At 46.3% G+C, this 13679-nt stretch carries 12 protein-coding genes; 6 read left to right on the top strand and 6 right to left on the bottom strand.

Annotation, left to right across the window (positions count from 1 at the left end):
* Positions 1–11 precede the first annotated feature (11 nt).
* A complete protein-coding gene (locus BLQ32_RS04890; protein ID WP_074509332.1) occupies positions 12–1547 on the bottom strand; it encodes a GNAT family N-acetyltransferase in 1536 nt (511 codons plus the stop codon).
* A 15-nt stretch (positions 1548–1562) separates the two neighbouring features.
* Positions 1563–2681: an NAD(P)/FAD-dependent oxidoreductase gene (locus tag BLQ32_RS04885; RefSeq protein WP_074509331.1), complete on the bottom strand. Its 1119-nt coding sequence runs from the start codon at positions 2679–2681 to the stop codon at positions 1563–1565.
* Positions 2682–2869: 188 nt separating this feature from the next.
* Between BLQ32_RS04885 and BLQ32_RS04880 the strand changes: the two genes are divergently transcribed.
* The 5 genes from BLQ32_RS04880 (at position 2870) to cls (ending at position 8460) form a co-directional block, all read left to right on the top strand.
* Positions 2870–3724 carry an MBL fold metallo-hydrolase gene (locus tag BLQ32_RS04880; RefSeq protein ID WP_074509330.1) on the top strand — a complete coding sequence of 285 codons (855 nt, stop codon included), beginning with the start codon at positions 2870–2872 and terminating at the stop codon, positions 3722–3724.
* A 178-nt stretch (positions 3725–3902) separates the two neighbouring features.
* A complete protein-coding gene (locus tag BLQ32_RS04875; RefSeq protein ID WP_053166009.1) occupies positions 3903–5165 on the top strand; it encodes a glycosyltransferase in 1263 nt (420 codons plus the stop codon).
* On the top strand, positions 5110–5829 hold the full coding sequence (locus BLQ32_RS04870) for an HAD-IIB family hydrolase (RefSeq protein WP_244890317.1): 720 nt from the start codon (positions 5110–5112) through the stop codon (positions 5827–5829). Before BLQ32_RS04875 ends, BLQ32_RS04870 begins: the two co-directional genes overlap by 56 nt.
* A 195-nt stretch (positions 5830–6024) precedes the next feature.
* Positions 6025–6855, top strand: coding sequence for a squalene/phytoene synthase family protein (locus BLQ32_RS04865; RefSeq protein WP_074509328.1), 831 nt, complete (start codon positions 6025–6027; stop codon positions 6853–6855).
* A gap of 150 nt (positions 6856–7005) precedes the next feature.
* Positions 7006–8460, top strand: coding sequence for a cardiolipin synthase (gene cls / locus BLQ32_RS04860; RefSeq protein WP_074509327.1), 1455 nt, complete (start codon positions 7006–7008; stop codon positions 8458–8460).
* Positions 8461–8971: 511 nt separating this feature from the next.
* Here cls and BLQ32_RS19575 read toward each other — a convergent pair.
* A complete protein-coding gene (locus BLQ32_RS19575) occupies positions 8972–10006 on the bottom strand; it encodes a M15 family metallopeptidase (protein ID WP_244890316.1) in 1035 nt (344 codons plus the stop codon).
* 121 nt (positions 10007–10127) lie between these two features.
* Here BLQ32_RS19575 and BLQ32_RS04850 point away from each other — a divergent pair, with 121 nt between their 5' ends.
* Positions 10128–11279, top strand: a complete 1152-nt coding sequence (locus BLQ32_RS04850) for a 3-phenylpropionate MFS transporter (RefSeq protein WP_074509326.1) — start codon at positions 10128–10130, stop codon at positions 11277–11279.
* Positions 11280–11526: 247 nt separating this feature from the next.
* Here the strand turns inward: BLQ32_RS04850 and BLQ32_RS04845 are convergent, their stop codons facing one another.
* The 3 genes from BLQ32_RS04845 to BLQ32_RS04835 all read right to left on the bottom strand — a co-directional run bounded on the left by BLQ32_RS04845 (position 11527) and on the right by BLQ32_RS04835 (position 13561).
* A complete protein-coding gene (locus BLQ32_RS04845; protein ID WP_244890321.1) occupies positions 11527–11781 on the bottom strand; it encodes a hypothetical protein in 255 nt (84 codons plus the stop codon).
* Positions 11782–11823: 42 nt separating this feature from the next.
* Positions 11824–12606: a membrane protein insertase YidC gene (gene yidC, locus BLQ32_RS04840; protein ID WP_036807466.1), complete on the bottom strand. Its 783-nt coding sequence runs from the start codon at positions 12604–12606 to the stop codon at positions 11824–11826.
* Positions 12607–12775: 169 nt separating this feature from the next.
* Positions 12776–13561 carry a helix-turn-helix domain-containing protein gene (locus BLQ32_RS04835; protein ID WP_036807471.1) on the bottom strand — a complete coding sequence of 262 codons (786 nt, stop codon included), beginning with the start codon at positions 13559–13561 and terminating at the stop codon, positions 12776–12778.
* Positions 13562–13679: the final 118 nt, after the last annotated feature.

Here is a 13679-nt window from a genome sequence, read left to right as displayed (position 1 = left end):
TTGGCGGGTTTTTATAGTTGGTGGTATTCCGTGTACACTTTATGAAATTTCATGAGCGATTCCCAATCCGCTTCAAAGTTTGGCTGGATGCAGGAAATTTGAAATAAATTACGGTTTTTCAAATAGCCGCTCTTGGCATGCAGTTCAAATCCAGACAGATGGGCATCAAGCGGAAACTGTTTGAAGTCCGCTTCTGCTTTGAACGTAAGCAGTATGGGATAGCCTTCCGCTAAAGCGGGCCAATTGCCGGTTTCCGTTTTCATCGTTTCAAAGCGCTTCTGCAACAGCGAATACCTTTCAGGATAGGCAGCCAGCGCCTGCTTGAAACTTTTCAACAGCGGATAAGACAAAGTGAACGGCACTTTGTTGCCATACAAGCCGATATCGAGATAAGCAGGCAAGTACGGATCCGGTTCAATTTTGTGGTGAGAAAAAACGATGGCTAATCCGCTTACGGTGCCAACCGCTTTTCCGCTTACTGCTGTGGCAAGCCAGACCTTCTTCAAAGAAAATGGAAGTGCACCGAATGTACTGACAGCATCCACGCATAGTTTCACTCCAAGGCCGGCACATAACTTCCCTATGGCATCCAAATCGTTCAGCATGCCGACAGATGTTTCTCCGTGCACCATCAACAGCCAGCCGTATTTTCCGCCAGCCAGTTCCCCCCTGATTTGATCCAGCGAAAAAACTTGGCCCCAGTCGGCATCCATTGCATCAAAAGAAAGCTGCCATCTGGCGGCTTGTTCTTTTAGCCGCTTGCCGAATTCCCCGTTCACGAGAATCAGCCCTTTTGTTTGTTCTTTTTTCAACTGGGCGATCATCGCTTCATTGGCAAGCGTGCCGCTTCCGGCCAGCAGATGCGGCTCCGCTTCCGCCAATAGATGCAGCCGGTTTCTTACTTCCCCGCAAAGCGCCTCGAATGCCGAAGAGCGATGGGATAAGGGGAAATCTTGAAAAGGCGACGCAAGTTCCTTGGTCAACTGGACAGGCCCAGGATGAAACAGTTTTCTTTTGGTCTGCAGCCTGGCTGCTACGGATTCTGCGTATTGCTGGCGCGTCGTCACCATTGGAATAAACACCGCTTCTCCTTTGCCCACAGGCTCCGCAAACGCTTGAAAGCCGATTTGGTCGTAGAGCCTTAATTGCCGCGTCGTTCCTGAAATGACAGCCGCATCGTATCCTTGTTCATAACAGTAATCCGACAACGCCCGGGCCAACAGGAAAAACACACGGCCATTGCGATGGGGTTTTCGTACTGCCATCAGGCGGATCTCACAGATTTTTTCAAAATGTGGAAGAAAATTTTCCACCTTCCCAATTTTCTTATCAAGTGAAAACGGACGCTCGTCGCGAAGCGCAATCATGCCGACAATGGCTGTATCCGCCAACACAATCAAATAAGTGTTTTGCTCATGGAAAGGGTCAACGCGCGTACCGGAAGAATCCGGTTCGTGCTGTGGGATTTCTTCTACGAAGGTTTCATAATTCAATTTGGCGATTTCGTCAAATTCAGATTGGGTCCGAGCAACTTTGCACCAATACAAGCGATTCCCGCCTTCCTATTTTTCCCGGAATACTTCTTCTACTTTATAAAGACTCAAATCGATGTCGATAGGTTTCCCGAGCGCCAGTTTCGCCAACTCTTTGCCGAGATAAGGGCCGGCTGTTAAGCCCGAAGAGCCGAGTCCATTGGCCATATACAAATTTTGCTGGCCAGGGACACGCCCAATCACTGGAAGTGCACTTTGGGTGGATGGCCTGAATCCGGTGCCAGCTCCCGTCACTTCTGCAGCCGCGAGCCCCGGAGCAGCGTCCAATGTTTTATCCAGAATGTGATGGATACCGCCGGCGGTAAGCTTTGTATCAAACCCCGCATCGTTTTCATGTGTTGCACCAGCCATGATGCGGCCGCCTGAAAAAGGAACAACATACAAGCCGTACGGCACCATTGCCACCGGCCAGTCAACCACGGAATCTTCTTCTGCATGCATGTGAAGAATTTGAGCTTTTTGCGGAACAATGTCCAAAGCCAATCCAAGCGGTTCAAACAATTCAGCTGCCCACGCGCCGCCTACCGAGATGATGCTGTCTGCAAAAAATTCTTCTGTTTCCGTCCGGACTCCTGTCACTTTTGAATCTTCCACCATTAGTTTGGCGTTGCCACTAACTTTTCTGGCACCAAGTTTTATAGCCGCCCGGATCAAAGCATCTCTGATCGCATGGCCTTCCACGCGCGCCGCGCCGCTGACAAACAGAGACCCATATTCATCTGAGGCAAAAGGAAACAGCTCTTTCGTTTGAAGAGGAGACAAACGGTTGATTTCCCCCATTTCCGGAGCTTCTTCCCGCCGCTCATATGCTTTCGCTTCCATTTTATCCAATTTGCTTTCCTCGTGAATGCTAACAATCCCGACTTGCTTATAGCCGGTATCTGATTCACCCAATTGTTCCAGTTCCGTTATTAACTTTGGATAATAAGCGGCTCCACTTTTTGCCAGGCCATACCATGCCTTGTTTCTGCGCTGCGATATCCAGGGGCAGACGATACCTGCCGCTGCACCGGTCGCTTGTCCGGCGTCTTCACGGTCGATCAAGGTGACAGCTGAACCTAATTTTGCCGCATGGTAAGCAGCAGAGGCACCCAGAATGCCAGAGCCGATAATGATGACTGATTTCATGTACAACACCTAGTTCCTATTTTTTTATTCCACTTTATTTCAAGTTTCTATATGCATTCATTTTACTGGAGATGCCGTCTTTACTCAAACAGCTCCCCTTTTAAGCCCCTTCGGGTGATTCGAAATCCAGTTTTGGGGTAAAGCAATATATAGAAATGAGTATGGGGAACCTAGAAGGAGGAATTTGAATGGAAAGAAGTTCATCAACTGAAAAAATCTTGCCGGTCACGTCCATCCGAGACGGCTCAGGTACGGAAGTAGTGCCTGGAGTTTATTGTTACACCATCCAAATAGCAAACGTCTTTTTTATCGGCAATCCTGAAATCAGCAACGAATGGGTACTGGTTGATGCCGGAATGCCAGGTTCGGGGCACCGCATCCTATCTAAAGCCGCTGACCTTTTCGGACCCGACCACCGGTTAAAAGCCATTATCCTGACCCACGGCCATTTTGACCATGTGGGCGGCTTGATTGATATCCTCGAAGAACACCGGGTTCCGGTCTATGCCCACCCTCTTGAATTTTCATACTTAAAAGGAGCTTCCGACTACCCGGCACCGGACCACGAAGTGGACGGCGGAACGGTAGCCAAAATGTCTTGGGAGTTCCCGTACAAAGCAATTGATATTTCCGCCCATCTCCACGAGCTGCCAGCAAACGGTTCGATTCCTGAAATGCCGGGCTGGAAATGGATTCATACACCCGGACACACCGAAGGCCATGTCTCCCTATTCCGGAATCATGGACGGGTATTGCTTGCCGGCGATGCCTTTGTCACTGTCAAACAAGATTCCCTTTACAAAGTGCTGACGCAAAAACGGGAAGTGCACGGCCCGCCGGTATATTTAACGCCTGATTGGCGTTCGGCCTGGGAATCTGTTGTTAAGATTGTCGAACTTCGGCCTTCAGTCGCAGCAACCGGACACGGAAAACCGATGCGCGGTGCAGCTCTTGCAAAAGGCTTAGTGAATTTAGCCAATAATTTCCAAGAAGTTGCTATACCCAAATACGGGAAATTTGTAGAACAGCCAAAAGCCCAGTAACAGACACTCCCCTTGAAAGCATGGCTTTCAGGGGGCTTTTTCCGGCAATTTCCTCTCAATTCTTAGAGACACGAAAAGAAATGAAAATTTAATGTTTAGATATTTCGAAAAAGGGAATACAAATAGTCCAGTCTCGTTTTCTTTAGAAACTGCACTATTAGGAATGGAGATGAGCACGATGACGAAAAAGGCGCTATTTGTTTCTGACCACGGAGATCCGCTGGCAAAATTAGGCGGCAAGCAAGCCGGTGGCCAAAATAACTACGTAAAACAATTAGCTCTTGCCCTTGAAAAAAATGGCTGGCAAATAGATGTCGTCACACATTGGTGCGACGCTTCAGCACCGCAAATAGAAAAATTCGGGACTGCCTGCCGCGTAATCCGCATTGAAGCAGGGCATAAAGGTTTCGTATCAAAAGATGAAATGTATACAATGCTTCCGGCATTTTATAAAGAAATGAAAAGCACGCTGCTGCTTTCTTCATATGATCTCGTTCACACGCATTACTGGCTGTCCGGCTTGATCGGAAAACGGTTAAAAGAAGAATTCGGGCTTCCGCTTGTCCATACTTCCCATTCATTGGGCTGGGCAAAAGCAAAAGCGACAGGAATCCGAGACGCCCGCCGCATAAAAGCCGAAAGAGCGATTTTACAGGCTGCAGATGAAGTGCTGGCAACAACCAACAATGAAAAACAGTTGATTCAACATAATGTCAACTCGCCTTCTCCTATAAAAGTCATCCCCATTGGAGTTGACCAAGCATTCAAAGTGCGTGGAATCCGTACACATCTTAGAAAAAAGGCCGGCCATGACGCCCCCCTCTTTGTTTTTGCCGGCAGATTGGAAGAAACAAAAGGCATCTTCACTTTGCTGGAAGCATTCCAATTGCTCATCCAAAAAGGTGATGAAAGTTTAAGACCACGGCTCCTGATTGCCGGCGGCGAAGAAGACGCCATTGATCCGGAAACGCGTTTGCCGCTTGATGAAAAATTGCGCAATGCCGTCAAAGGAATCGAAGAGCACGTGGAATTTTTAGGGCCGCAATCGCAAGAGCAGCTTTCACTGTTGTTTAATATTGCGACTGCAACCATTGTGCCAAGTTATTACGAATCGTTCGGCATGGTGGCGGCTGAAGCGCAAGCTTGCGGAAGCCCAGTGATCGCTTCAGATGTCGGCGGATTGAAGAATGTTGTGCAAAATGGCATCACCGGACTTTTGGTTGATCCGAAAAACGAAATAGATTTGGCTATTGCAATGGAAGTATTGTCAAAAAACACATTGTTGGTTGAACGCTTAAGCCGCCAGGCAGTGCGTATTGCTAACCGTGATTTTGACTGGACATCTATTTCAAATCGTGTCAATTCAATGTATGAGGTGATTACAAGTGCAAAAAACAAAACATATACTGGCAACCGACCTGGATGGAACACTGGTGGGTGATCCAGACGGCCTTCAGCAATTGCTGGAGTTTTACGAAGAACAGGTTTACGACGTTTCGTTGATTTACATCACCGGCCGGTACTTTGATTCCGCCTTGTCGCTGATCAAAGAAGAAAATCTTCCGGTTCCGGATATCTTGGTTACCGATGTCGGCTCAAGCATTTATATCGGCAACTCATTCGACAAAGACCTGGAATGGCAAAAACGGATCAAGGCTAATTGGATGCCGGATGAAATTCACGCCATTGCTGCGACCGTTCCCGGCCTTACCAAGCAGCCGATGTTTCTGGAAAACCGCTGTTCATACTATGTTGCAGATGAAAAGCCTGTTGAAGAGTTCAGGAACAAGCTGGCTTCGTCGGGCATACCGCATAAATTGATTTTCAGCGGCGGCAAAGACGTGGACATTGTACCTGAGGAAAGCGGCAAAGGCCGCGCCCTTCAATACCTTCTGGATAAATACAAAGTGGAAGATGCCAAACTGCTTGTTGCAGGTGATTCGGGCAATGATCTGGAAATGCTGACGCTCGGCTTCCCTTCCGTCATTGTGGGCAATGCCCAGCCTGAACTATTGGAAAGTGATGAGCATCCCCGTATTTTCCGGGCGAAAAAAGGCTTTGCCGGAGGCATACATGAGGCATGGACACACTTTCATTCCGAATAACCTTTTCCAGCCCTCGACGACGGCTGGAAAAGGTTTTTTACGTATTCCGGCCTTTGTGATTCCGAGTAAATATTTGTTTTTTTAGCTATTTGGTTTATATTTAGTAGAAAGGCAGTTTCGTGATTCAAAGCAGTGCCGCTATATCACACTATCTGTACATAGCTTATATCTTGCCTACGAACAGGAGGAATTGAGATGAGTAAAGTCGCGAATTTGCAAAAAGAGTCCATGGTCATGTTGAAAGAAACGAGCCGGACTTTTTTCATCCCAATCAATTTTTTAGAACCGACATTGAAAAAGACCGTTGCTTCTGCATATCTTTGTATGCGCGCAATCGACGAAATTGAAGACCATCCCGAAATGGATGACGACATCAAACGGCATTTGCTGCTGGCTATCAGTGAAATGCTTCAAACTGACTTCGACCGTGATCGTTATCAGGAACTAATCCGTCCATATGTACATATTCTGCCTCCTGTAACTCAGCGCCTTGCTGACTGGATCAGCGTTTGCCCTGAGGAGATTGTCGGCAAAGTCAACGAATCTACCGCTATCATGGCCGGCGGAATGGCCAAGTGGGTAGAGAAAAAATGGGTCATTACCACAAAAGAAGAGCTGGATGACTACACTTATTACGTCGCCGGGCTTGTCGGTACGATGCTGTCCGATTTGTGGAAATGGCATGACGGCACGGAAACCGATCCGGACCTCGCCATTGCTTTTGGACGTGGATTGCAAGCGGTCAATATGCTTCGCAACTACGATGAAGATCTTGAACGCGGTGTTACGTTTGTGCCGGACGGCTGGAACCGTGATGACATGTTCAACTACGCTAATGATAATTTGGCCCAAGCAGACTTGTATGTTAAGTCCATTAAAAATAAACGTATTTTGATGTTCTGCAAAGTTCCGCTTGCACTTGCCCATAGCACATTAAAAGCGTTGAAATCCGGCAAGGAAAAAATCACCCGCAAAGAAGTCGAAGGCATTGTCGAGCAGTTGAAACAAGAAGAAAAAATCGATTAAGCTGGGAAAACATTCAACTCATTGTTGAATGTTTTTATTTTCCATATTTTTAAGTTGTATTCACTTAATGGAACGCTCTCTTTCCTTCTTCCTTTCGGCCAAATAGTCTATACTGGTTATACAGATCTTTTAAACGAATGAGGGAAAAACATGACCGCATCAATCTTAAGTATCCTCACTGCTGCAACGCTTATACTTAATATTTTTCTCGCCGCAGCGCTTGTTTTTCTCGAGCGCCGGGACGCGACTTCTACTTGGGCCTGGATTCTGGTCTTATTTTTCATTCCCATTTTCGGATTCTTTATCTATCTGCTGTTAGGAAGACGGCTTCGAAAAAAAACGCTCTTCAAATGGGAAGGCCGGGAACGTGTCGGAATTGAAAATTTAATCGCCCACCAGATGAACGACCTTCATGACAACGAATTTCCGTTTAAAGATCCCCAAGTCCAAAATTATCAAGACTTGGTGTATTTGCATTTAAGAAACAATGGGGCTGTCTTGACACAGGATAACGCTGTCCAGGTATTCAATGACGGCCGGGCAAAATTTGATGCGTTGGTCCAGGATATCGAACAAGCAAAACACCACATACATATCCAATACTACATTTTCCGGCTGGACCAGCTTGGCAATCGGATTATGGATGCTTTGACCGCCAAAGCGAAAGAAGGCGTTAAAGTGCGCTTGTTGTACGATGATATGGGTTCCCGCCGAATCAGCAAAAGACATTTCAAAGAATTTATCCGCGCAGGCGGAGAAGTGGAAACTTTTTTCCCTTCTATTTTGCCTATCATCAACCCACGCCTGAACTACCGGAACCACCGGAAAATTGTCGTCATTGATGGCCGGGTGGGCTATATCGGCGGCTTCAATGTTGGAGACGAATACTTGGGCCTCAGCCGGAAATTCGGTTACTGGCGGGACACGCATCTGCGCTTGGAAGGAAGTGCCTTGCACCCGCTGCAAACGCGCTTCATCCTGGACTGGAACCAGGCATCGGCAAGAAATGACATTGAATACGACGAAGCCTTCTTTCCGGCACTCCCTAAAAAAGGAGATACGGCTATGCAAATCGTTTCAAGCGGGCCTGACGAAGAGTGGGAACAGATAAAAGACGGCTATATAAAAATGATTAATATGGCGGAGGAATACATCTATATCCAGACGCCCTACTTTATCCCGGATCCCAGCTTTTATGACGCAGTGCGGATTGCGGCATTGTCGGGAATCGATGTGCGCATCATGATTCCGAACAAACCGGATCATCCTTTCGTCTACTGGGCAACTTATTCGTATGCCGGCCAAATGCTGCGGGCGGGTGCCCGTGTATTTATCTACGACAATGGTTTTCTTCACACGAAAATGATTGTGGTGGATGACAAAGTTTCGACGGTCGGCACGGCCAACATTGATGTGCGCAGCTTTAAGCTGAATTTTGAAGTGAATGCTTTTATTTATGACCATAAGGTTTCCAGTGAACTTGCTGATTTGTTTTATCAGGACATGGAGCTTTCGGAAGAGCTGACACTTGGTCTGTACTATGCGCGAACCCGAATGATCAAAACAAAAGAATCGATTGCCCGACTGCTGTCGCCGATTCTCTAACCCATAAAAAAAGATCGTCTCCCGGAGGAGACGATCTGAGCTTGTGGACAAAAGAATTTTACGCATGAGAAATGAATTAACATCCAACAGGGAATACCGGATCCTCCGTTACAGCCGGACGCGTTCCGCGGGCTTGCGCCGAACTAACTCGGAACTTGCGTCCCGAGTGGATTTCGGCACTTCGCTATCCCGCAGGAGTCGCCGGCTTTCACTGCGGATCCTCAGAGTGGCGGTTACTCAAAGGTGTCGCTTTTCTTTTTTTACTAGATAGTTGGTTCGATCCGATCACCGTTCACTTTCAAATCAAAGAGAGATACACCAACCGGTCCGGCCACGGAGACTCCTGTGGGACAGCGAAAGCTGAAGACCCCGCAGGTGCGAAGCGGCGAGGAGGCTGAAGCTGAGCCCACGGAAAGCGAAGTGGCCGATCCGGTTGGTTTTATGCATTTCTATTCATTTAAGTTATACTTTGTCTACAGTCTGAGATCGTCTCCCGGGGGAGACGATCTTTTTAATGTACCCCCAAATACTCTTCCAAGGTGATTCCCTTGGACTGAATATCAGCGGCCACTTTTTTTCCAACATAACGGTAATGCCAGGATTCGTGCATATAGCCTGTAATTTTTTCTGCGCCTTTTGGATAACGGAGGATGAATCCGTAATTATGCGCATTGTCCTTCAGCCATTCCCCGCCTTTGGTATCGCCAAACGAAGACGAAGCCCAATGCTGTTCCTGCCCGGATTCGCCGATATCGAAAGCGAGTCCCGTTTGATGCTCAGAATAGCCCGGCCGCGCACTGTAACGGTCAGCAGCTTGCTGTCCGTCTTTTGCTACATAACCTGCATACAGTTCTTTTTGGCGGCCAAAATCACGGTATGTGCTGAAAGCCGTTAAATCGATGCCTGCCTTTAATGCATCCGCCCGCATGGATTCAAATGCACTTCTTGCCTCTTTCACTTCACCGGGTGCATAAGTCGCAGGCAACGGATGCTGCTTGTTGGCCAATAAAACACCGGATATAATCGTAGGCTTTGAAGGCAGCGCCAAATCTTCCGGATATTGGGTGGCATCCAGCTTGTTGCCAGAAGCCGGCTTCTGTTCTGCAGCTTTTTCTTCAGCCGCTTTCTTTTCCGCTGCCTCTTTCGCTGCCTGTTCTTCGGCGGCTTTCTTATCTGCTGCCTCTTTCGCTGCTTGTTCTTTTGCCGCTTGTTCTTCTGCAGCTTTCTCTTTCGCTGCCTGTTCTTCTGCCGCTTTCTCTTTTGCCGCTTGTTCATCCGCAGCCTTCTCTTTCGCCGCTTGTTCTTCCGCCGCTTTCTCTTTCGCTGCCTGTTCTTCGGCAGCTTTCTCTTCCGGTTTTTCTTCCGAAGTCGCCGCTTGCTGGCTTTGGGAAGGAGCTGTTGCGCTATTCACCGGATCGGTGTTTTTTTCCTGATTATAGAGCCAGAATACTGCAACTAACACGATTAAAGCTGCTGCCGCGACTGATGCCCACTTTATATAGGTTTTTTTGTTTTTTTGATTGATCGGAGAGCGTGATTTCATCATGTGCCTTCTTTCTGTCTAATTCCTTCTTATTCTACCATTTCTTCCGCCGGATTTCTCCCCTAACCATTGGACATTCGATATACTGAAATTAGAAGTTTAATGAAATATGAGGTTATCGATTATGAACAATCAAAAATGGCTTTCACTTAACTTTTTTGCTTTCTTTTTCACTTGGGGGGTATTCCTGCCGTACTGGACTGGCTGGCTCACCAACGAAAAAGGATTGAGCGTTTCAGCTGCAAGCATCATTCTAGGCGCCGGCATGGTTGCACGGGCCGTTTCCACTTTTTTGTTTTTCCCTTTGCTGACACGTATCTTATCACTAGGGAAACTTATGCAGCTGCTGGCTTTCGCTTCTGTAATCATCATGGCTCTATACATACCCGCAAATTCCTATGTACTGCTCTTTGCCATTACATTCTTATTTAATATGGTTTATCCGAACATTCTTCCGGGAATGGAAAGCGGAGCTACCGTATTAATGCAGACAGAGCGGATCCATTACGGCAAAAGCCGTTCATATGGCTCGCTCGGATACACGATTGCCCTATTGATCGTAGGAGGGGCTACGGCACTTTGGCAGGAAGGGGCCATCTTATGGGTAATGCTGGCCGGCCTTATCTTTATGGCTGTGACTTTATCTGCGACTTCCCCTGACCAATTGCAAATCAAGCCACAACGAAAAAGCCTCGACAGCAAACAAGCAGCCAGACAATTGCTGAAATCCAAATCGTTTATGACGCTGCTGTTGGTGGCAACGCTGCTCCAAGGGGCGCATGCTGCATATTACAATTTCGGATTTCTGTATCTTCAGGATACTGGCGTCAGCAGCTTTTATATCGGGTTCATCCTGAATATCGCCATCTTGTTTGAAATCCTCTTTTTTGCAAAAGCGGATCATGTTTTCAGGAACTGGACGGTATCCTCCATGTTTTTGCTGGCCGGTGCCGGTTCTACGTTGCGCTGGATTCTGGTTTTTCTCTTCCCATCCGTTTGGGTATTCATCTTATCGCAGGCGCTTCATGCTTTGTCGTTCGGCGTAGCTCATTTTGCCTTTATTCAATACATTTCCCAAAAACTTGCGCCTAGCCAGATGCCGGCAGCGCAGGGCATGTATGCTGCATTTGCCATGAGCCTAAGCGTTGCTCTTTTGACGATCCCCGGCGGCTTCCTATACGAAATTTCCCCCGGCCTTTCGTTCCTTGGTATGGTCAGCTTTTCAGTTCCGGCCATCATGGTTGTGTTAGCGACCCGAAAAAAGTTTCGTTATTAATATTCCGACCCCCAAAAGTCCTGCAAAATGTACGAATAGCTATGTATATACCAATACAAGGAGCTGGGCAATTTGAAACAAATCTCAGAAAAAGACATCCTAATTCTCATGCGCCAATTGGATGTTTTGCTGGAAGAGCGCCAAAAAGAAAAATTCAAATATACCAAACAAACATCCGCTGTGTGAAAACAGCATTAAACTAATAAAAAACAGCACAAGCCTATGGCCTGTGCTGTTTTTTCGCGCTTTATATAAGAACCATTGCCAACACCACTACAAATAATACCGCAAAGATAATGGCCATTCCGAGCATCCATTTTGCTTCCCGGTCCATTCCCCGTTCCTTCATCTGGCGGTAACGGAAACTATTGGTGCACACAAAAAGCAAGGTCATAAACAAGACAGCGACCTCAAGATTCCCCATGACCAGAAAAACAAGTGACGCCACACTCAGTGCTGCAATCGCCAATCCTTGGATTAGTTTGTTGTTCAATAAATTCATCTCCAAAAAAAGAAAGCCGGCAGATTTGCCGGCCATTCTTTGTTATTTTTTCTCTTCTACAGATTCCAACGCCACTTCCGGGTGGTTCGAGTAGAATTTCCGGCCAATGAACGTTTGGATGATCAATAAGATACCGCCGACTGCCCAGTAAACAGGCAAAGCTGCCATCGAACTGAACGATACAAACATAATCATGATCGGTGAAATGTAGATGAACAGCTTCATTTGTTTCTGCTGCTGTTCAGGCATTGTCCACAATGACACACGTGCCTGGAAGAAATAAACCGCTCCGGCAATAAGTGTCATCAAGATATCCGGTGAACCAAGAGTAAACCACAGGAATTCATGGTCTTTTACATAATCCGGTGCATACAGAATGGCGAAGTACAGCCCCATAATGATCGGCATTTGGATGACAACTGGCAAACAGCCCATGTTCAACGGGTTTACATCATGCTTTTTGTAAAGCCCCATCATTTCCTGCTGGATTTTCATCTGCTCTTCTTTGTCTTTTGTTTCTTTTAAGCGCTTTTGAATGTCTTCCATTTCCGGGCGCAATTTATCCATTTTCACTTTCATGCCTTGTTGGCGCTTGTACGTGCGCAGCATAAACGGCATCAAGATAAGACGGATCACTACTGTAATCGCTACAATCGCTAAACCATAGCTTCCTCCGAACAAGTCCCCTAAATAAATCAACGAGCTGGCAAATGGCCTTACAAAAATACTATAGAAAAACCCTTCTTGGTTCTCTACTGACGAACAGCCGCTCAATACAAGAACTGCAACTGTCAGCAAGGACAGCAATATCATTTTCTTTTTCACTTTAGTCACCTTCACCTTTTTCAACTATAAAGAAGTATACCTATAAGACGCATAAAATTCAATCAGACACTCCAGAAGCATCTATTTTCTTGCCAGTTGTGACAAAAATACGGCTGCAACTGGACTCCCGCCTGCCAAAAGGCAAGAAAAAAAGGAGAATTGCTTCTCCTTATTTCGCGTTCGGCAAATTATAGCGGAAGTAAGGAATATGCTGGCTGTCCCGGAATTGTTTCGGCGTGACAGTCGTATATTTCTTGAAAATCCGTGTGAAATAACTTTGGTTGCAGAAATGAAATTGCTTGGAAATATCTGAAATCCCTTTGTCCGAATGGCGCAAATAATACTGGGATTCTTCCACTCGCCGAACATTCAAATATTCTACAAGCGTTATACCGGCATGTTCTCTGAAGATGCGGGACAAATGGCTTGTGGAAATATTGAAATGTTTTGCGATATCTTCCACTGATAGGTCGCGTTCCACCTCATCATTAATATACATCACAACTTTGTTGACCGTCTGGTGGCCAAAAGAAGGCTGTTTGCGCTCCGAAATAATCGATGTAAAGAACTCGATCAGTTCATCGGCTACGTAGAGAAACTCTGAATCGTTCATGTGTTTTTCCACTAATTCCACACAAGCTACGTTAAAAGCGAACGCTTTCTTTGGCGGAACCCGCATTTCAAATAATTTACGCGCCATCACTGACGACAACACAATATAGTAGTTGCGTACTTGCCGGATGGTTTCTTTTCCAGAACGAACAGCAATCAAATCAATCAAGACTCTCAGTGTCTGTTTTGCACGTTCTTTTTCCAAATGATTGATTTCATAAATCAATTGAGTTTCGATTTCGTAAAACTTTTCTACCCCTTCGAATTGGCTCAACGTCTCGCTTTCATTCATGAAAATCTTGGAAATGGTTTCTTGAATCGTAGGCACTGCGATAATATTCATGTTTTCCCCGTCTTTCTTTGTACAGATTTTGCAGCCGTTAGTTTTACTATATACTGAAATTGATTAGAATAACATAGTTTTTACCATATATTTTAAATTTTTTTGTCATAAACAGTAA

The organism is Planococcus glaciei, assembly GCF_900099655.1.
Classification (GTDB): Bacteria; Bacillota; Bacilli; order Bacillales_A; family Planococcaceae; genus Planococcus; species Planococcus glaciei.
Note: the sequence above shows the minus strand (reverse complement) of the source record. Positions and strands in the feature narration are given on the sequence as shown.